23 protein-coding genes are annotated in these 16911 nt (G+C 63.4%); 11 read left to right on the forward strand and 12 right to left on the reverse strand.

Annotated elements, in window-relative coordinates; translation table 11 throughout:
• Positions 1–88: 88 nt before the first annotated feature.
• Complete coding sequence (locus V9K84_RS08005; RefSeq protein WP_143516645.1) at positions 89–376, forward strand: hypothetical protein; 288 nt, start codon at positions 89–91, stop codon at positions 374–376.
• Between the two features lie 143 nt (positions 377–519).
• The gene (locus V9K84_RS08010) at positions 520–1578 is read left to right on the forward strand and encodes a linear amide C-N hydrolase (protein WP_043861477.1); all 1059 of its coding nucleotides are present in this window, start codon (positions 520–522) and stop codon (positions 1576–1578) included.
• 263 nt (positions 1579–1841) lie between these two features.
• On the opposite strand, the gene V9K84_RS08015 is transcribed toward V9K84_RS08010, so the two are convergent.
• The gene (locus V9K84_RS08015; RefSeq protein WP_255001044.1) at positions 1842–1976 is read right to left on the reverse strand and encodes a hypothetical protein; all 135 of its coding nucleotides are present in this window, start codon (positions 1974–1976) and stop codon (positions 1842–1844) included.
• Positions 1977–2172: 196 nt separating this feature from the next.
• On the opposite strand from V9K84_RS08015, the gene V9K84_RS08020 reads away from it, so the two are divergent.
• The 3 genes from V9K84_RS08020 (at position 2173) to V9K84_RS08030 (ending at position 3179) form a co-directional block, all read left to right on the forward strand.
• Entirely contained in the window at positions 2173–2688 is a 516-nt protein-coding gene (locus tag V9K84_RS08020) for a DUF4142 domain-containing protein (protein ID WP_043861503.1), read from the forward strand.
• Between the two features lie 82 nt (positions 2689–2770).
• On the forward strand, positions 2771–2965 hold the full coding sequence (locus V9K84_RS08025) for a hypothetical protein (RefSeq protein ID WP_054914550.1): 195 nt from the start codon (positions 2771–2773) through the stop codon (positions 2963–2965).
• 40 nt (positions 2966–3005) lie between these two features.
• Positions 3006–3179: a hypothetical protein gene (locus tag V9K84_RS08030; protein WP_167400191.1), complete on the forward strand. Its 174-nt coding sequence runs from the start codon at positions 3006–3008 to the stop codon at positions 3177–3179.
• Positions 3180–3226: 47 nt separating this feature from the next.
• Here V9K84_RS08030 and V9K84_RS08035 read toward each other — a convergent pair whose 3' ends face one another.
• A complete protein-coding gene (locus V9K84_RS08035; protein ID WP_043861479.1) occupies positions 3227–3829 on the reverse strand; it encodes a cupin domain-containing protein in 603 nt (200 codons plus the stop codon).
• A gap of 45 nt (positions 3830–3874) precedes the next feature.
• Positions 3875–5827: an FAD-dependent oxidoreductase gene (locus V9K84_RS08040; protein ID WP_088514945.1), complete on the reverse strand. Its 1953-nt coding sequence runs from the start codon at positions 5825–5827 to the stop codon at positions 3875–3877.
• 192 nt (positions 5828–6019) lie between these two features.
• Between V9K84_RS08040 and V9K84_RS08045 the strand changes: the two genes are divergently transcribed.
• The 4 genes from V9K84_RS08045 to V9K84_RS08060 all read left to right on the forward strand — a co-directional run bounded on the left by V9K84_RS08045 (position 6020) and on the right by V9K84_RS08060 (position 7903).
• Positions 6020–7063, forward strand: a complete 1044-nt coding sequence (locus V9K84_RS08045) for an ABC transporter substrate-binding protein (protein WP_088514944.1) — start codon at positions 6020–6022, stop codon at positions 7061–7063.
• A 121-nt stretch (positions 7064–7184) separates the two neighbouring features.
• Entirely contained in the window at positions 7185–7352 is a 168-nt protein-coding gene (locus tag V9K84_RS08050; protein WP_168186843.1) for a hypothetical protein, read from the forward strand.
• A gap of 104 nt (positions 7353–7456) precedes the next feature.
• Positions 7457–7636, forward strand: a complete 180-nt coding sequence (locus V9K84_RS08055; RefSeq protein ID WP_080922870.1) for a hypothetical protein — start codon at positions 7457–7459, stop codon at positions 7634–7636.
• An 84-nt stretch (positions 7637–7720) separates the two neighbouring features.
• Positions 7721–7903 (forward strand): DUF6021 family protein, encoded by a 183-nt coding sequence (locus tag V9K84_RS08060; RefSeq protein WP_088514943.1) that lies wholly within the window; start codon positions 7721–7723, stop codon positions 7901–7903.
• 53 nt (positions 7904–7956) lie between these two features.
• On the opposite strand, the gene V9K84_RS08065 is transcribed toward V9K84_RS08060, so the two are convergent.
• From V9K84_RS08065 to V9K84_RS08080, 4 genes are all read right to left on the reverse strand, one after another.
• Positions 7957–8208, reverse strand: a complete 252-nt coding sequence (locus V9K84_RS08065) for a hypothetical protein (protein WP_043861483.1) — start codon at positions 8206–8208, stop codon at positions 7957–7959.
• A gap of 203 nt (positions 8209–8411) precedes the next feature.
• Positions 8412–8624 carry a hypothetical protein gene (locus V9K84_RS08070; protein ID WP_043861484.1) on the reverse strand — a complete coding sequence of 71 codons (213 nt, stop codon included), beginning with the start codon at positions 8622–8624 and terminating at the stop codon, positions 8412–8414.
• 119 nt (positions 8625–8743) lie between these two features.
• The gene (locus V9K84_RS08075; protein ID WP_043861485.1) at positions 8744–8968 is read right to left on the reverse strand and encodes a hypothetical protein; all 225 of its coding nucleotides are present in this window, start codon (positions 8966–8968) and stop codon (positions 8744–8746) included.
• Between the two features lie 62 nt (positions 8969–9030).
• Positions 9031–9258, reverse strand: a complete 228-nt coding sequence (locus V9K84_RS08080; RefSeq protein ID WP_043861486.1) for a hypothetical protein — start codon at positions 9256–9258, stop codon at positions 9031–9033.
• An 84-nt stretch (positions 9259–9342) separates the two neighbouring features.
• Here V9K84_RS08080 and V9K84_RS08085 point away from each other — a divergent pair, with 84 nt between their 5' ends.
• On the forward strand, positions 9343–10032 hold the full coding sequence (locus V9K84_RS08085) for a metallophosphoesterase (protein ID WP_054914547.1): 690 nt from the start codon (positions 9343–9345) through the stop codon (positions 10030–10032).
• Between the two features lie 203 nt (positions 10033–10235).
• Positions 10236–10862 (forward strand): LysE family translocator, encoded by a 627-nt coding sequence (locus tag V9K84_RS08090; protein ID WP_043861489.1) that lies wholly within the window; start codon positions 10236–10238, stop codon positions 10860–10862.
• A 3-nt stretch (positions 10863–10865) separates the two neighbouring features.
• On the opposite strand, the gene V9K84_RS08095 is transcribed toward V9K84_RS08090, so the two are convergent.
• The 5 genes from V9K84_RS08095 to V9K84_RS08115 all read right to left on the reverse strand — a co-directional run bounded on the left by V9K84_RS08095 (position 10866) and on the right by V9K84_RS08115 (position 16553).
• On the reverse strand, positions 10866–13316 hold the full coding sequence (locus V9K84_RS08095) for an autotransporter outer membrane beta-barrel domain-containing protein (protein WP_088514942.1): 2451 nt from the start codon (positions 13314–13316) through the stop codon (positions 10866–10868).
• Between the two features lie 150 nt (positions 13317–13466).
• On the reverse strand, positions 13467–13742 hold the full coding sequence (locus V9K84_RS08100; protein ID WP_038611202.1) for a peptidylprolyl isomerase: 276 nt from the start codon (positions 13740–13742) through the stop codon (positions 13467–13469).
• A 90-nt stretch (positions 13743–13832) separates the two neighbouring features.
• On the reverse strand, positions 13833–14312 hold the full coding sequence (eco, locus tag V9K84_RS08105) for a serine protease inhibitor ecotin (protein ID WP_058540161.1): 480 nt from the start codon (positions 14310–14312) through the stop codon (positions 13833–13835).
• Positions 14313–14380: 68 nt separating this feature from the next.
• On the reverse strand, positions 14381–15151 hold the full coding sequence (gene hbdH, locus V9K84_RS08110) for a 3-hydroxybutyrate dehydrogenase (protein ID WP_088514941.1): 771 nt from the start codon (positions 15149–15151) through the stop codon (positions 14381–14383).
• Between the two features lie 10 nt (positions 15152–15161).
• Positions 15162–16553, reverse strand: coding sequence for a GntP family permease (locus V9K84_RS08115; RefSeq protein WP_058540163.1), 1392 nt, complete (start codon positions 16551–16553; stop codon positions 15162–15164).
• Between the last annotated feature and the right edge of the window lie 358 nt (positions 16554–16911).

The following is a 16911-nucleotide window of genomic DNA, read 5'->3' on the forward strand; positions in this document are numbered from 1 at the left end:
CTCTGTCGTGCCGGTTTGGAAAGGCTGCCCTTGCTAAAATCCGCTATCTGTTCGTCGCCACAATTCGCGTATTTACCATGGACACCACGTGAACCATTCCTGTGAAAAAGCGTGTGGTCTATGGACGCCGGAAACTTGCTCTAAACCCCGCCAACTGTTCATTCAAACTGATCTCCATGGGTTGACATCTTTCCTTTATATCGACGAAGCCTTCGCCGATCTGACGGGTATGACCGACCTGGACCAGCTCGGCCGGCGCATCCGCGCCCCGTGCAACCACAAAATGGAAAAACACCGAATCGACCCAAGTGGGGTAAGCCAAGGCTGCGGTACTTGTAAGCGAACGCTGTTTGTCCCCTCAAATCTTGATTTCTGATATGTCCGTGCTTTATTGGCTGATGTTTGTCGTCATTGACGATCAAACACTATTTGTCATTACCGAGCCAGGTGCTTGCACGTTCGCTTGAAGGCCTGGGCTCGCGCGTGTTGATAATCAGTTTGGTCAAGGAAATCAAAGGAATGAAACTTTCACCCGCAGCAAAAGGAATTGCACTGGCCCTGGTCGGTTTCTGTTCATCGATACCCGTGGTGCACGCCTGCACGCGGCTGGTTTTTCTTGGAGACAACCAACAGATCATAACGGCACGCTCAATGGACTGGGCGAAGGATGTGGAAACCAACCTGTGGGTGTTCCCCCAGGGCATGAAGCGCCACGGTGAGGCAGGCCCCAATTCGGTTACCTGGACGTCGAAGTACGGCAGTGTCATTGCGTCCGGCTACGATATTTCCACCACCGACGGCATCAACGAAGCCGGGTTGTCTGCAAACCTGCTGTGGCTGGTGGAATCAGAATATCCAGCACTCGAACAGGGCAAGCCAGGGCTCAGTATCTCGGCATGGGCTCAGTACGTATTGGATAACTTCAAGACCGTGGCTGAAGCGGTCGAGGCGCTCAAGGCCGAACCGTTTCATGTGGTGACATCCAAGGTTCCGAAGGAAACCCGCCTGGCAACGCTGCACCTTTCAATGTCCGATGCGTCGGGTGATAGCGCAATCGTTGAATATATCGATGGCAAGCAAGTCATTCACCACGACAGAAAATATCAAGTGATGACGAACTCGCCGAAGTTCGACGAGCAGTTGGAAATGTATGCTTACTGGCAAGGCATTGACGGAACACAGATGTTGCCTGGCACCAACCGCTCGCCTGATCGCTTTGCGCGTGCGTCCTTCTACGTAAATGCCGTGCCCAAGCATGAGGATGCGCGGCTGTCACTGGCCAGTGTGTTCAGTGTGATTCGCAACGTCTCGGTGCCGTACGGCATTACAACGCCAGATCAGCCCAATATCTCATCCACGCGCTGGCGGACCGTGGCGGACCATAAACACAAGCAGTATTTTTTCGAGTCCGCAGTCACGCCCAATACGTTCTGGGTTGACCTGAAGAAGCTGGACCTCAGCCAGAAAACCGGCAAGGTGAAGAAGCTGGACCTGGGGCCGAACCAGGCAAACGTGTATGCCGGCGAGGTGTCCGCCCGCTTCGAAGAGTCCGCACCGTTCAAATTCGAGGGGATTTGAATTGCACCAGCGACTTGATCCCTGACATTTACACTCAGGACGCAACAGCGCTCGCCTCGGCAATCATGAGGTCGAGCGCTTTTGTGTGCGTTGAACAAAACGAGGCTCTTTCATCAGCCTGCCTGCAGCAACCCAAATCCCAGACAAAGAAAAGCCCGCGATGGGGGGGAGCGGGCTTAAAGGTTTCTACTAGGAGCTGGGTCAACCATAAGCCTTCGAATGTGAAAGGCTTGTGAAAATTACGGGATTGGTCTGAATGATTGCTATTTCACCGTGCAGGTCCAGCGGTGATTGTGCCGGTAGGGCGCGCGCATGAAGGTGATGTCCGAGACGCGGGTCAGGCCGCGTTTGCGCAGGGCGTCGGTCAGTTGTACGAGTGTCTCTGCTTCGATAGTCATTGCTGTTACCTCGTCAGATTTACTGCGTTCATAGGTCTGGACCGGGCGGGTGTCGGGCTAATTCAATTTTTTTGCCCGTGTATCGACGACCGCAAACAGGCCAGGCAAAAAAGATGAACCACCCACGCCGCCACGCGCTCACATGAACAGCGGTACCTCAAACGCAGTTCCCGAAAAACAGAACGAGGATTTCATGATGAATACCCTGTTGCGAAGCAGTGCTTTTGCGCTGGCGTTTACCCTGGCAGGCGCGGTACACGCGGCCCAGGACGCCGACGATTTCGTGGAAGACGCCTCGGCGAAAGGCATCGCCGAAGTGGAAGCCGGCAAGCTGGCCCAGGAGAAGGGCAGCGCCAGCGACGTGAAGGCCTTTGCCGACATGATGGTCAAGGACCATACCGCCGCCAACGAGAAGCTCAAGGCCATCGCTGCCAGCAAAAAGCTGGAAGTCTCGGATGATGCCATGCTGATGGACAAGGCCAAGGCGATGATTCTGGAGCTGCGTAGCGCCAAGTCGTTCGACCAGGCCTATGCCAACAACCAGGTCAAGGCGCACGAGGCCACCATCGAGCTGTTCGAGAACTATGTGAAGGACGGCACCGATGCCGAGCTCAAGGCGTTCGCCGAGAAAACCCTGCCCACGCTGAAAGAGCATCTGACCAAGGCCAGGGCACTTGCCAGCGCACACGGCGGTGATGCAGCCCAACCCTGAGTGAATGCCCGCTGGCCAGTGCGCAGGCGCTGGCCATTGGCAATGCAGTACGCACCGTTCCAGTCGTAGAGGAGAGGTGACGATGAACGACACGGACAAAAGGCAGGCGTTGCAGAACTGGCGACAGGCGTTGGTCCACGAGCATGCGTCACTGGACGCCGAGCAGCGTTACGACAAGGCGTTGATGGCCGCCGATGCACTCGAGGTGGCGGGCATCATCAGCAGTCGCGAGTGGCGCGAGCTGGTGAAGGAAGCCAATGCCTTTATCTTCCACTGAGGGGCCTTGCCAATGCCGGCAGTGCCTGGAGGTTAGCGTCATGAAACTGACCGCGTTGGCGTTGCTGGTCGCCAGCCTGTCGATGCTGCAAGGGTGCTTCAACGAGCCCGAGCATGTCGACAAGGATACCGATCGCAGCAAGTCTTCCCTGCAGATGCAAAAGCCCGACACGCCCCCTGCGGAGCCGGCGCCTCGGCAACCCCCCAACAACTAGCTTGAGCGAACGTGCGCCCCAGTCAGCCGAGGCTTGGGGCGCAGGGCTCAGAAGGTGGGCGGGGTGATCACCCAGATCACCACCGCATCCACTTCACCCGGGTTGCCGTACTTGTGCGGCTCCTGGCTGGAGAAGCTGAAGCTGTCGCCTTCGCCGAGTTCGAAATGGCGATCCCCCACCCACAGCTCGAAGCGGCCGGACAGCACGTACCCGGCTTCTTCGCCCTCATGGCTGTAGCTCTGCTGGCTGTAGGTGCCTGGCGGAAAGCGCGAATGCAGCATCTCCAGTTCGCGGTTGGGTTGCGGGGTGAGCAACTGGTCGACGATGCCGTCTTCGTAATGCACGCTCAGTCGGCTCTGCCGGCGCACCACGTAGCCGCTGTCCTCGGGGGCGGTGACCGCCTCGCTGGCGAAGAACCACTGGATGGTCACGCCCAGGCTGCGGGCGATATTGAACAGTGCCGGTATCGAAGGGTACGACAGGTTGCGTTCCAGCTGGCTGATATAGCCGGCGGTCAGCTCGCTCTGTTGCGCAAGCTCGGTCAGGGTCATGCCGCGACGCTTGCGAAGCCCGCGAATGCGCGTGCCCAGAAAGTGCGGCGCGGCGCTGCCGTCCTCGGCGGTGGGCGGCAGCTTGCTGTTGTTGCTCATGGCGTTATCCGATCAGCCCTGCAAAGGCCCGGAGTATAAACAGCCTCACAGGCTCGCGGCGACTTTAAGGCCTTCATAGATGGCTTCCTCGGCGGTACGTGCCGCCAGGCAATCGCCAATGCGGTGTACTGCGGCCAGGTCCTGGATCTCGCCGGCCAGGGTGTCGACCGGGTGATGGCCGTGGCACAGCACCAGGGTGTCGATGCCCTCGAAGATCATCGCCTCGCCGCTGGCGGTGTGCTGCAGGTAGACGCTGCTGTCGTCGCAGCCATACAGCCGCGCATAGGGCGTGATCGGGATGCCCAGCTTGTGCAGCTCGCCGGCCATCTGGTCACGCACATACAACGGCAGGCTCTCGCCGCAGTGGGTACCGTTGACCGCCAGTTGCACCTGATGCCCGGCGCGGGTCAGGCGTTCGGCGATGCCCGGCCCGATCCAGTCGCAGCGCCAGTCCATCACCATCACCGAGCGACCGACCTGTACCTGCTCGCGCAGCACCTGCCAGGCGTCGACCACCTGCAACTCGCCGCCGCGTTCGAAAGCCGGCCAGTAGGGCGCGGCACCGGTGGCGACGATCACGGCATCCGGCTGCTCGCGCGCGACCAGCGCGCGGTCGACCCGGGTATTGCGCACCACCTCCACGCCGGCCAACTGCATCTCGCGTTGCAGGTTGGTGCTGGCACCGCCGAATTCGCTGCGCCGTGGCAGCAGTTGCGCCAGCAGCACCTGGCCACCCAGTTGGGCGGCCGCCTCATACAGGGTGACCTGATGACCACGGGCCGCCGCTACCGCGGCAGCCTTCATGCCGGCCGGGCCGCCGCCCACCACCATCACCTTCTTGCGCAGCGTGGCAGGCTGCAGTTGGCCGAACTGCCGCTCGCGCCCGGTCTCCGGATGCTGGATGCACGAAATCGGCAGGCCCTTGTGGAAGTGCCCGATACAGGCCTGGTTGCAGGCGATGCAGGCACGCACGTCTTCGGCTCGGCCGCTGTCGGTCTTGTTCGGCATCTGCGGGTCGCAGATCAGCGCGCGGGTCATGCCACACACGTCGGCCTGGCCGCGGGCAAGTATCAGTTCGGCCTCCTGGGGCTGGTTGATGCGCCCGGTAACGAACAGCGGAATGTCCAGGCTGGCCTTGAAGGTGCCCGCCTCGCGGGCCAGGTAGGCGGCCTCGATGGCCATCGGCGGCACGATATGCACCGCGCCGCCCAGGGACGCCGAGGTGCCGGCCACGATATGTACATAGTCCAGTTGCCCCTGCAGGGCCTTCACCGCGCCGAGCGATTCATCTTCGCTCAGGCCCTCGGCGTCGCGTTCATCGGCGCTGATGCGCAGGCCGATGATGAAGTGCTCGTCGGTGCTGGCACGCACCGCGGCGATGACTTCGCGCACAAAGCGCAAACGTTGTTCAAGGTCGCCGTTGTAGCCGTCGCTACGCCGGTTGACCCGTGGGTTGATGAACTGGGCGGGCAGGTACCCGTGGCTGGCCACCACCTCCACGCCGTCCACGCCCGCCTGATGCAGGCGCCGCGCCGCCGCGGCATAGCCGGCCACTATCTCGTCGATCATGCCTTGGTCAAGCTCGCGCGGCATCACCCGGAACCGTTCGTTGGGCACCGCCGAGGCCGAGTAGGCCACCGCCAGCAAGCCGTCGCTGGACTCCATGATCTCGCGGCCCGGGTGAAAGATCTGCGACAGCACCACGGTGCCGTTGGCATGGCAGGTCTCGGCCAGCCGGCGATACCCCTCGATGCAGGCGTCATCGGTGGCCATCAGCACGTGGGAGGTGTAGCGGGCGCTGTCGTGTACGCCGGCCACCTGCAGCACGATCAGCCCCACACCACCTTCGGCCCGGGCCTGGTGATAGGCAATCAGCTGTTCGTTGACCAGGTTGTCGGTGGGCATCGAGGTGTCGTGGCCGCTGGACATGATGCGGTTCTTGAGGCGCTTGCCACGGATCTGCAACGGGGTGAACAGGTGCGCGAAGGCGGTCGACATGGTGGTCAGGCTCCAGCGGGGGTGTTGTTATTATTTTTCTATGAAAGTGTACCGACAGTAAAAAATCAACTTGTTTTTTTACTTGGGTTTGATTAGCGTCGAGTCACCCCAGTGCAGGGGCTTACCTCACAAAAACAAGAAAGTGGACCACGCCGGCGCCAGGCCGAGTGGTACCCGCAGGAGGATCCATCGATGAAAGCGTTCCCGCGTAAACCAGGCCTGTATGCAGTGCTGCTTGCCCTGGGCCTGGGCAGTGCCCAGGCAGCTCCGCAGATGGTCGTGGTGGGTTATGGCGGTGCCGGGCAGAAGGCCCAGGACGTGGCGTTCTTCCAGCCGTTCAGTGCCCAGGACAAGAGCAAGCTGATCCAGAGCGAGTACAACGGTGAAATGGCCCGCATCAAGGTGATGGTCGACACTGGCAATGTGGACTGGGATGTGGTGCAGATCGAAGGGCCTGACTTGATGCGCGGGTGCGACGAAGGCATGTACGAACCCCTCGACTGGAAGCAGCTGGGGCATGCCGACGAGCTGATCCCGGACGCTGCCCAGGCGTGCGGCTCGGCGGCGCTGGTGTGGAGCGTGGCGATCGCCTATGACCGCGACAAACTGGCCCAGGCGCCCACTTCCTGGGCCGACTTCTGGGATGTGCGCAAATACCCAGGCAAGCGCGGCCTGAGGAAGCGTGCGGTGTACAACCTGGAGTTCGCACTGCTGGCCGACGGCGTCAAGGTCGAGGACGTCTACAAGGTGCTGGCCACCCCCGAGGGCGTGGACCGCGCCTTTGCCAAGCTGAGCGAGCTCAAGCCCAACATCCAGTGGTGGGAGGCAGGCGCGCAGCCGGCGCAGTGGCTGACCGCGGGTGACGTGGTGATGACCTCCACCTACAGCGGGCGCATCGCCAGCGCCGCGCAGGCCGGTGCGCCGTTGGCGGTGGTATGGCCCGGCAGCCTGTACGGCATGGACTACTGGGCCATCATCAAGGGCTCCAAACATGTCGACCAGGCCAAGCGGCTGATCGCCTACACCAACGACCCGGCAGCGCAGGTGCGCTATGTGCAGCAGATTCCCTACGGCCCGACCAACACCCAGGCCGCGGCAAAGCTGGACCCGTCGCTTGCCAGCTGGGTGCCGACCTCGCCGCAGAACCTTCAAGGGGCGCTGTCGATGAATGTCGAGTTCTGGGTCGATCATGGTGACGAACTGGAGGAGCGGTTCAACGCCTGGGCTACCAAGTAGCCGTTGCAGCCCGTCTCCTGCACCGTTCTGCAGGAGCGGGCTCAGCTGTGAAGGGGCGCGCGGCGCCCCTTCAAAGTCTGGTTAAATACGCGCTTACCAGAACCGCCGGCGAGCCCGTTCCATGCACGATGACGACGATATCCACGAACCCGAGCACGACCACCTGCTCGACCACGAATTTCACGATCAATACATTGCCCCCGAGCCAGAGGCGGGCGGTATGGATGACGAGGACGATGATGCCTGGGGTCTGCTCGACGATGACGATGACCAGCCCGAAGACCCATAGCCCTGCCGGCTTCACCATTCGTCGCGTGTGCTGCACCCTGGCCCCGGCCTGACCTCCAACTGACAGGGCCCGGATGTTCCGGGCCTTTGCTGGCGAGGTGTTCCATGACTGACCAAGTGACTGCCCAAGCCCAAGACCCCACCCAACCGACGACGGCTCCCGAAGACGTCGATCCGCTGGCACGCCCACCGGTGTTCACGCCAGATCGTCCCGAGGACTGGAAAGACCCGGCCAGCGGTGATGGCGTGCCCGATGACGAAGACATGCCGCTGCCCAATGATTGAGCGCAGGGGCGCCTGCCAGGGGGCTGGGGGGATCGCTGGCAGACACCCGGATGCCTGGCCCCATTCGACGACGTGGAGGTATTGATGACCGGTAATCAGCACACACCAGAAGGACCGCATTCATCCGAGCACGCCTCTGAACGGGACACGCTGGACTTTGATCCCGATTCGCCAGACCTGGATGACCCGCAGGTGGATCCGGTAGGCCCGGCCAAGGCGCCCAAGGGCGGGCCAGAACCACGCAAGCCACCGCTTCTTGGCGAGTAGCCGCAAACAAGGGCCCGGCGCAATGCCGGGCCTTTTTGCAATCAGCCGTGCAATCAGCCGCCGGCTGCCTTGGCCGCGGTCACACCCGCCGCACTGAGCTTGATCGGGTAACGCACTGACGGTTCATCGTCGGCCCCAACGGTGACCGCACCGTCCTGGATCAACCCCTTGTCCTGCAGTTGCTTGAGCGTCTCGGCCACCGCCTTTTCGCCTTCGAAGTTGTCCAGCACTTCCTTGCCCAACCCGTTCGGGTGGGCGTGGTACAGCCGGGTGAGTACTTCGTTTTGCAGTGTTTGATTGGTCATTGCCTGCCTCGCAGTGTTCATGGGTATGAAGGGCGTTGCACAGCTTCCGACAGGCCAGGGCGGCAGGGATTCCACCGGATGTCGCGAGGGGGCGACCGGTTGCGTTACAGCAGGTTGCGGGGCGGGGGCGGGCAGCAGGGCCCTGAAACAGAACTGCCCCGGGCAACGCCGCGGGGCAGTGGGTCAAGCGCTACGCCGGGGCGTCAGGGCTTGTTGTTGAGCTTGCGCAGTTCTTCGTAGGTGGCCGACTGGACGAACCAGAAGCCGGAAACGATGCACCAGGTCAGCGTACCGACAATCAATGTGCCCAGGCCAGCCAGGAAGCTCTGGCTGAACATGAACAGGCCGGAAATCCAGATGACGGCCAGTGCCACGTACAGCACCACGTTGTTGACGCTGATAACAAAATCTTTCACGAGTAATCCTTCCCGAGTCATTGTCCACTGTCGCACGAACGGCGTGCGACAGGCCGCTATCATATTGATATTGCGACAACAATTCCATCGGAACGGGCGATGCGCCTGTTTGTCAGCGGCTAGCGAAAGCGCGGCAGCGGTCGGTCCAGGGTGAGGGAGGTCAGGGTCTTCTTCACCAGCACCTCGTCGGCTTCGACGGCCTTGAGGGTGTCGCGGATCTTGCCCGCCACCGGTACATCGCCCTGGCGGTCGATCCAGTCGGCGATCTCCTTGCAGGCCACGGCCAGGCGGTCCTGACGGTGGTTGATCAGGGTCAGCAGGGTGGTGATCTCTTTGTCGGACATGGCGCATTCCTCCCTTCGGCGAATTAAGTGTAGCAGTGCGCCGGCAGTTGGCCCCCCCAGCCTCAATCGGGTTTGCCGCGCACGATGCGCCCGTCCTTGACCTCGTCGGCATAGGCCTTGAGCTTGTCCGAGTCCCGGTACAGGCGGTTCATCAGGTGCAGCACCGCCACCACGTCGACGTCCTTGATGCGCTCGGCCAGCTTGCTGATTTCACCGGCGGTACGCTCAAGGTCGGTGGCGACCAGCTTCAGGTCACGTTTGAGTTCTGCGGAGGACTTCTTGATACCCATGGATACCTCGGATGGGCTGATTGCGTTCAAATGGGTGCATTCTAGCAGGCGACACCATCGGCAACAGAAGAGGGGAGGCACAGCATGAGCGCCAGGGTGCAGGTACGGGCCAACCGTCGTGGTCGCGATATCGCGGTGGGCGATGTCCATGGGCACTTCCAGCGCCTGCAGCAGGCACTGGATACCGTCGGGTTCGATCCGGCCATCGATCGGCTTTTCAGCGTGGGCGACCTGGTCGACCGTGGGCCCGACAGCGAACAGGCGCTGGCATGGCTCGATCAACCCTGGTTTCACGCGGTGCAAGGCAATCATGAAGCGTTGGCCATTGCCCACGTGCGGGGCCACTGGCTGGACCAGGCGATGTACCGCGCCAGTGGTGGCGGCTGGTTTCTTGACCTGGATGCGCAGGCCCAGGCCCGCTTTGTGGCCGCCTTCGAACAGATGCCCCTGGCGCTGGAGCTGCAAACCCCTGAAGGCCTGGTCGGCCTGCTGCACGCCGACTGCCCGTTCGCGCATTGGCAGACACTGTGCGAGCACCTGGCAGGCGAACCTTCAGCCGATGTTCAGGAGGTGTGCCAATGGTCGCGACGACGCTTGCAGCAGGGCGACACTGGCGAGGTTCAGGGCTTGCGTGCGCTGATCGTCGGGCACACCACGCTGCGCGAGGTAAAGGTGCTGGGCAATGTCTGGCACCTCGATACCGGCGGCTGGGCAAGCGGACACTTCAGCCTGCTTGATCTTGCCAGCCTTGAGTTACTGCAGACGCCTAGATGAACCACCACGGGTCACCGTTGGGCTTGGTGGGGGTTCGCCTGAGCTGGCGTATCGATACCCATGACAACGCGATGCCAACCAGCAGCATCAGGCCACTGAACACCATCTCTCCTGGCAGATTTCGAGAAGCGCGCGATCATACATGACTTGACGCTGGCCGGCAGGGCATTTGAAACTCGTTGCCCCAGCCACCGGAGCCCCTCATGGACCTGACCACCCTCGCGTTATTCATCCCGGCCTGTTTCGCCCTGAACATGGCCCCTGGCCCCAACAACCTGCTGTCGCTGAACAACGCCAGCCGCTACGGCCTGCGCACGGCCTGCCTGGCTGGGGCCGGCCGCCTGCTGGCGTTTGCCGGCATGATCGTACTGGCCGCCATGGGCCTGGCGGTGGTGCTGCATACCAGTGAATACCTGTTCCTGCTGGTCAAGGTGCTGGGCGCCGGCTACCTGTTCTACATCGCCTGGCAGTTGTGGCGCGCACCGGTCGGCGAGGCCGCGCAGGTCGGTGCACGCGGCGTGGGTACCCTGCGCCTGGCGCGTCAGGAGTTTCTGGTGGCGGCGGGCAACCCCAAGGCCATCCTGATCTTCACCGCATTCCTGCCCCAGTTCGTCAGTGTGACAAGCGCCACGCCGGTGGCCGAACAGTTCGCCGTGCTGGGGGCGATGTTCCTGGTACTGGAGTGGCTGGCCATCGCCATCTACGGTTGGCTGGGGGCGTACATGCAGCGCTGGTTCAACCAGCCTGCACCGCGTCGGCTGTTCAACCGGGTCAGCGCATCGTTGCTGGGCCTGGCGGGGTTCGGCCTGCTCGCCGCACGCCGGGCCTGAGCCCTACCAGCTGATGCGCAGCCCCAGGGTGCCGCCAATCGATTCCTGCTGGCGGCTGTCAAGGTTGGCGCTGTAGGTCACTGCGCCGTACACCGCCACGGCGGGGCTCAGCCGGGCGCTCAGGCCGGCGCCCACGTCCATCCAGGTGGCGGCCTGATCAGTCCTGATCGGCTCGCCCCCGTCGAACCGCAGGGTGTCGCGACCGCCACTGCTGCGCCATACATTGCTGCGCAGGTAGGGCTCCAGCGGCACGCTGCCGGCCAGGTAGCTGCCCTTGAGTCGTGCGCCAACGCGCCCGGTCCAGTTGGTCTGGCTGTCCTGGCTGACCGTTGAAATGCCATCGCTGCGCGTCTCGAAGTCGACCTTGCGGGCGATCACCTGCACCTGGGGCTCGACCACCCAGCGCGCGCTCAATGCCAGCGGATAGCCGGCCTCCGCCGAGGCCGCCAGGGCATGCCCGTCCAGATCGAGCTTCACGCCGCGATCGGAACGGGCGCGGCCGTCCAGATCGGTGTACTGCAGCACCGTGTCCACGTACCACTGCCCGGGGCCGATCAGCGTCCAGTAGGCGCCGACACTGTCGCCATCGAGACGGACATCGCCCACTGCATTGTCCTCGAAACCCAGTGCGAAGCCTTTGACATCGCCATCGAGCCGGCTATGGCTGACATACACCCCGGCGTGCTGGCGATAACCGCCGTCGGTGTGCGTCGCATACAGGTCATGGCCCACCTCGAAACCGCTCAGGTTGCCGTCCAGGCTTGGCGACACCGTGCCGGACCACTGCTGGCGCAGGTGCTCGCCAAAGGTGCGGGCCCACCCGGCGGCCACCAGGCCTTGTTCGTCGAGCAGGCGTTGCTCGCCCTGGCGCTGGTGGAAGGTGCCCAGGGTCGACAGGCTGATGATGGCCGCGGCGCGGCTGGCCACCGCGTACACCGGCACTTCGGCGCGGTACAGCACGATGGCCTGCCCGGCGACCGGGGTGGGCAGTGGCGGGGTACCCGGGGCGGCCACGGGCGCCGGCACCACCGGTGGTGGTGGCTGGCCGGGCAGGGGCGGCGCCGATACCGGGGGCGCGACCACGCTCGAGCGCAGGTACCAGCTGTTCTCGCTGCCGGCGCTGACCCCGCCCTTGAACAGGTAGTACTGGTAGGCCCCGGCCGACAAGGGCTGGCCAAGGCTGAACGCCGTGCTGGTGCTGGTGGTGCCAGGGCCGGCCTCGACCACCTGGATGCCATCGGCCGCTGTCAGCGCGCCGCTGCCGCCCAGGTTGTTCACCTGAAGGGCAGTGCTGCCGGCCAGCGAGCCCTGGTTGACCACCAGCCGGTCGGAGGCGGCGCCGTCGCCTTCGAGCACGCTGTCGACCTTGAGCACGCCGTTGCTGCCTGCGTAGTTGCCGTCGAGGGTCAGGCGGCCCAGTGCATTGGCGCCGCTGCTGAGGTCGATGAGCCCGGCGTTGTTCACGCTCACCGGTGTGCCGCCGGCAAACGCCGTCACCTGGCCGGTGCGCGCCACCAGCTGGCTGGTGGCATCGATCAGCAAGGTGCCGGTACCCGTGCCCTGGTCTCCAAGAACCAGGTGGTCATCCAGGTTGAAGACCGAGGCGTTGGTCAGGGCCATGCGCTCCCAACCGGTATAGCGCGCGCCCAGGCTGCTGCGGGTATGGTCCAGTACCAGGCTGTCGCTGCCCAGGCCGCCGTCCACCTGGCGCACCAGCCCCAGGCGGCTTTCGTCGAGGTTGGCCAGCAGCGCCTGGTCGCTGCCGTCGCCCATCAGCACCGCACCGCGCACGATGCCGTCGTCGCGCCAGGTGAAGCTGTCGTCGCCGAAGCTGAGCAGTACATTGCCCACCACCTCGCCACCGCTGATGGTCACGCTGTCGTCGCCGCCGCTGACGCTGATGTTGCCGCCGATGCGTCCGCCACTGACGATGACCGTGTCGCGGTCAAAGCCTGTGACCAGGTTGGCGTCGATGATGCCGCCGGACATGTCGAACAGGTTGCGGTCCAGCTTCATGTCGACGCGCCCGATGCGCCCGCCGCTCATGTAGGCCACATCGCCATCTTCGAAGGCGCCGATGATGCGTCCGCCGCTCATCTGGAACAGGTCGCGGCCGTTGCCCTGCTGCAAGGCCTGCAACTGCCCGCCGGTCATGATGAAGGTGTCGATGCCCGCGCCCTGATCGAGCACGCCGGTGATGATGCCCGACGCCATCTCGACGCGGTCGGCGCCGGGGCCGAAGGTCACGCTGCCGGCGAGGGTGCCGCTGCCCCCGGCCGGCAGTATCAGCGTGTTGTCACCGCCAGGGTCGACAAGGGAGGCGCCAATGCCGCTGTCGCAGACATAACGATCGTTGCCGCCGGTAGGGGCGAAGGTGCAGTCCGCCTGACTTGTCAGGGCCCACGGGCCCAGCAACGGCAGGCACGCCAGGGCAACGCGGCTGGGCGGGCTCATTTCGTCCTCCTTGGGCTAGCGATCGGCCCAAGCGATACAGGGCTGCGACGGCGGTCGCAACTGGCAGAAATGATAGGTGGTCATCGAAAAAGTGCACATTGGCGCAGAAACGCCTGACCGATGGCACGCCTATCGATCAGGGCAGAGGGCTCAATCGCGGTAGAACACCTGCACCAGGTGGTAACCGAATTTGCTCTTGATCGGGCCGTGTACCACCCGCAACGGCTTCTTGAAAATCACCTGGTCGATGGCGCCCACCATCTGTCCCGGGCGTACTTCGCCCAGGTCGCCGCCGCGTTTGCCCGACGGGCAGGTGGAGTACTTTTTCGCCAGCACATCGAAGGCTTCGCCCTTGGCGATGCGCTGCTTGAGCTGTTCGGCCTCTTCGGCGGTCTTGACCAGGATGTGACGGGCCTGTGCTTTCATGTTGCCTCTGTTACGGGTAAAACCGGCGATTATGCCTGATTCGGGGCAGGGTGGCTTGGCGCGCCGTGCCCCGAACCCACGCTTGGCGGGTTACTCCACCGTGGCGCGTTTCACGTCGCTGGAAGCCGACCAGATGCGATAGCGCACTTCCACGTCCTTGGGGGTGTAGACCACCACCGGCAACTTGCTGTTGTAGCGCAGCAGGAAGCCATCGCCGACCACCGGCACGAAGGCGTCGGTCTTCTTGTTGTCGGGGCAGCCCATCAGGGTCGAGACAGGGCCCATCACCTTGTCCAGCCGGTAGTAGCTATAGCCCCAGCCTTCGAGGGTCTTTTCTTCGAGGTTGCCACCCAGGCGCTGCAGGTTGCAGTCCACCTTGAGGGTCTTGCCGGCCAGTACCTCGACCTTGAATGCCGACTCGTCTTTCTGCTCGGGCAGGTGGATCACCTGGCGCACAAAGCCGTTTTCGGCTTCGGGGTAAGGGGCCACATCCTTGAGGCTGGCCGCGAGAACAGGGGCGCTGAAAGCCAGGGGCAGCATGAACAGGGCGGTCAGGGAAAGCGGTCGCATAAAAGCTCCTTGCGGTTTGAAAATGACAGTCGTAGCCGGCCAGCGGTACCTGCGCCCCAGGCCGATGGCTACTGGGCCAGCCAGCCGCCATCGATGTTCCAGGCGGCGCCGCGTACCTGGCTGCCGGCTTCGCTACACAGAAACAATACCAGCTCGCCCAGGTGTTGCGGTGTGACGAAGGCGTGCGAGGGCTGCTTTTCGGCCAGCAGGTCCTGCTGGGCCTGCTGCGGATCGACCCCGCTGGCGATGCGATCGTCGATCTGCTTCTGTACCAGCGGGGTGAGCACCCAGCCGGGGCAGATGGCGTTGCAGGTCACGTTGCTGGTGGCGGTCTCCAGGCCCACCACCTTGGTCAGCCCGACCACCCCGTGCTTGGCCGCCACATAGGCGGCCTTGCCTACCGAGCCGACCTGCCCGTGCACCGAGGCGATGTTGATCACCCGACCCCAGTTGCGCTGGCGCATGCCGGGCAGTGCCAGGCGGGTGCTGTGAAACACCGCCGATAGGTTGAGCGCGATGATCGCGTCCCAGCGTTCCACTGGGAACGCCTCCACCGGTGCGACATGCTGGATGCCGGCATTGTTGACCAGGATATCGACCCCGCCGAACTCGCGTTCGGCATAGGCAAACAGGTCGTTCAGTTGCTCCTCGCTGCCAAGGTCTGCCGCGTGGTGCCCCACCCGGGTGCCATGCCGGCCCACCTCGGCAAGCGCTGCACTGGCGTCGCCGAAGCCGTTGAGAATCACATCGGCGCCAGCGCCGGCCAATGCCTGGGCGATACCCAGGCCGATGCCGCTGGTGGAACCGGTAACCAGTGCGACTTTTCCTGCAAGGCTCATGGAAGTCTCCTTAGACAATGCCTGTAGCGTAGAAGGTAGCGATCACCACGAAGACTGCCAGGGTCTTGATCAGGGTGATGCCGAAGATGTCCTTGTAGGCTTCGCGGTGGGTCAGGCCGGTCACCGCCAGCAGGGTGATCACCGCGCCGTTGTGCGGCAAGGTGTCCATGCCGCCGCTGGCCATCGCGGCCACTCGGTGCAGCACCTCCAGCGGAATGTTCGCCGCGTGCGCCGCACTGATGAAACTGTCGGCCATGGCTGCCAGCGCAATGCTCATGCCGCCGGATGCAGAACCGGTGATGCCGGCCAGCAGGGTCACGGTGATGGCTTCGTTGACCAGCGGGTTGGGAATGTTGCGCAGCGCATCGGCCAATACCAGAAAGCCTGGCAGCGACGCGATCACGGCGCCGAAACCGTATTCCGACGCCGTGTTCATCGCCGCCAGCAGGGCACCGTTGACCGCGCTCTTGCTGCCCTCTGCCAGGCGTGTGCGGATGGCGCCGAAGGCGCTGACCAGCACCAGCAGGATGCCCAGCAGCAGGGCGGCCTCGACCGCCCAGATGGCCGTCAGCTTGGCGATCTCGGTCTGTACCGGGGCGCTCATGCCGGGCAGGCTCAGGCTGTGGGTCTTGCCGTACCACGCCGGGATCCAGTGGGTGAACAGCAGGTTCATCACCCCCACCAGCAGCAGTGGCGACAACGCCAGCAGCGGGTGCGGCAGGGTCAGGTCGGCGGCGGTTTCGGGCTCGTTGCGCAAGTCGCTGCCGTAGCCTTCACCGGCGCGCTGCGCCTTGTTGCGCTGGCGCTGCAGGTACAGCATCCCGGTGCAGAACACGAACAGCGTACCGATCACGCCAAGCCAAGGCGCGGCCCAGGCGGTGGTGTTGAAGAAGGTGCTGGGGATGATGTTCTGGATCTGCGGGGTGCCCGGCAGGGCGTCCATGGTGAACGAGAACGCACCCAGGGCAATGGTGGCTGGTATCAGACGTTTGGGGATATCGCTCTGGCGAAACATCTCGGCGGCGAACGGGTACACCGCGAACACCACCACGAACAGCGACACCCCGCCATAGGTGAGCAGCGCGCACACCAGCACGATCACCAGCATGGCCTGGCGTGTGCCCAGCAGGCGAATGGCGGCAGCCACGATCGAGCGCGAGAAACCCGAGAGCTCGATCAGCTTGCCGAACACGGCGCCGAGCAGGAACACCGGGAAATACAGCTTGATGAACCCGACCATCTTTTCCATGAACACCCCGGTGAAGGCGGGCGCGACGGCGGAAGGGTCGGTAAGCAGCACCGCGCCGAGGGCGGCGATGGGGGCAAAAAGAATCACGCTGTAGCCACGGTAGGCCGCCAGCATCAGCAGCGCCAGGGCTGCCAGGGCAATGATCACACTCATTGAGTGTCTCCTTGGGTGCATCTTGTTTTTGTTGGGATGCAGCCCTTAGCGAAGACCGTGCCATGTTAATAAGCTATTGATTTGTATGAATAAAAATTAATTCCAGTGGAATTTATCGAATGATTGTCTCTGGTTTGAGACTGGGTGTGCCGTGCGTGCGCTTGCAGCGCAGGAGGATCTGCACACGGGGTCTGCCTGACACACCGTGCACTCTGGTTTTACGACCGCTTCGCGCCCGTTCGCCGGCAAGGCCGGCTCCTACGCCTCTGGCCGGCAGGCCGTAGGAGCGGGCCTTGCTCCGCGATCTGGTGCGCAGCGCCAGTCAAACCTGCACATGCGGTCTGCCTGATACACCGCG

This window comes from Pseudomonas sp. AE27 (assembly GCF_037113495.1).
GTDB lineage: Bacteria > Pseudomonadota > Gammaproteobacteria > Pseudomonadales > Pseudomonadaceae > Aquipseudomonas > Aquipseudomonas palmensis.

Bases quoted from the DNA above. Each gene is read 5' to 3' on its own strand.
- V9K84_RS08095 (WP_088514942.1), bottom strand. From the start codon at position 13,316: ATGAGCCCGCCCAGCCGCGTTGCCCTGGCGTGCCTGCCGTTGCTGGGC.
- V9K84_RS08030 (WP_167400191.1), top strand. From the start codon at position 3,006: ATGAAACTGACCGCGTTGGCGTTGCTGGTCGCCAGCCTGTCGATGCTG.
- V9K84_RS08065 (WP_043861483.1), bottom strand. From the start codon at position 8,208: ATGACCAATCAAACACTGCAAAACGAAGTACTCACCCGGCTGTACCAC.
- V9K84_RS08035 (WP_043861479.1), bottom strand. From the start codon at position 3,829: ATGAGCAACAACAGCAAGCTGCCGCCCACCGCCGAGGACGGCAGCGCC.
- V9K84_RS08045 (WP_088514944.1), top strand. From the start codon at position 6,020: ATGAAAGCGTTCCCGCGTAAACCAGGCCTGTATGCAGTGCTGCTTGCC.
- V9K84_RS08020 (WP_043861503.1), top strand. From the start codon at position 2,173: ATGAATACCCTGTTGCGAAGCAGTGCTTTTGCGCTGGCGTTTACCCTG.
- hbdH (WP_088514941.1), bottom strand. From the start codon at position 15,151: ATGAGCCTTGCAGGAAAAGTCGCACTGGTTACCGGTTCCACCAGCGGC.
- V9K84_RS08080 (WP_043861486.1), bottom strand. From the start codon at position 9,258: ATGGGTATCAAGAAGTCCTCCGCAGAACTCAAACGTGACCTGAAGCTG.
- V9K84_RS08115 (WP_058540163.1), bottom strand. From the start codon at position 16,553: ATGAGTGTGATCATTGCCCTGGCAGCCCTGGCGCTGCTGATGCTGGCG.
- V9K84_RS08040 (WP_088514945.1), bottom strand. From the start codon at position 5,827: ATGTCGACCGCCTTCGCGCACCTGTTCACCCCGTTGCAGATCCGTGGC.
- eco (WP_058540161.1), bottom strand. From the start codon at position 14,312: ATGCGACCGCTTTCCCTGACCGCCCTGTTCATGCTGCCCCTGGCTTTC.
- V9K84_RS08060 (WP_088514943.1), top strand. From the start codon at position 7,721: ATGACCGGTAATCAGCACACACCAGAAGGACCGCATTCATCCGAGCAC.
- V9K84_RS08085 (WP_054914547.1), top strand. From the start codon at position 9,343: ATGAGCGCCAGGGTGCAGGTACGGGCCAACCGTCGTGGTCGCGATATC.
- V9K84_RS08010 (WP_043861477.1), top strand. From the start codon at position 520: ATGAAACTTTCACCCGCAGCAAAAGGAATTGCACTGGCCCTGGTCGGT.
- V9K84_RS08050 (WP_168186843.1), top strand. From the start codon at position 7,185: ATGCACGATGACGACGATATCCACGAACCCGAGCACGACCACCTGCTC.
- V9K84_RS08090 (WP_043861489.1), top strand. From the start codon at position 10,236: ATGGACCTGACCACCCTCGCGTTATTCATCCCGGCCTGTTTCGCCCTG.
- V9K84_RS08100 (WP_038611202.1), bottom strand. From the start codon at position 13,742: ATGAAAGCACAGGCCCGTCACATCCTGGTCAAGACCGCCGAAGAGGCC.
- V9K84_RS08025 (WP_054914550.1), top strand. From the start codon at position 2,771: ATGAACGACACGGACAAAAGGCAGGCGTTGCAGAACTGGCGACAGGCG.
- V9K84_RS08015 (WP_255001044.1), bottom strand. From the start codon at position 1,976: ATGACTATCGAAGCAGAGACACTCGTACAACTGACCGACGCCCTGCGC.
- V9K84_RS08055 (WP_080922870.1), top strand. From the start codon at position 7,457: ATGACTGACCAAGTGACTGCCCAAGCCCAAGACCCCACCCAACCGACG.
- V9K84_RS08075 (WP_043861485.1), bottom strand. From the start codon at position 8,968: ATGTCCGACAAAGAGATCACCACCCTGCTGACCCTGATCAACCACCGT.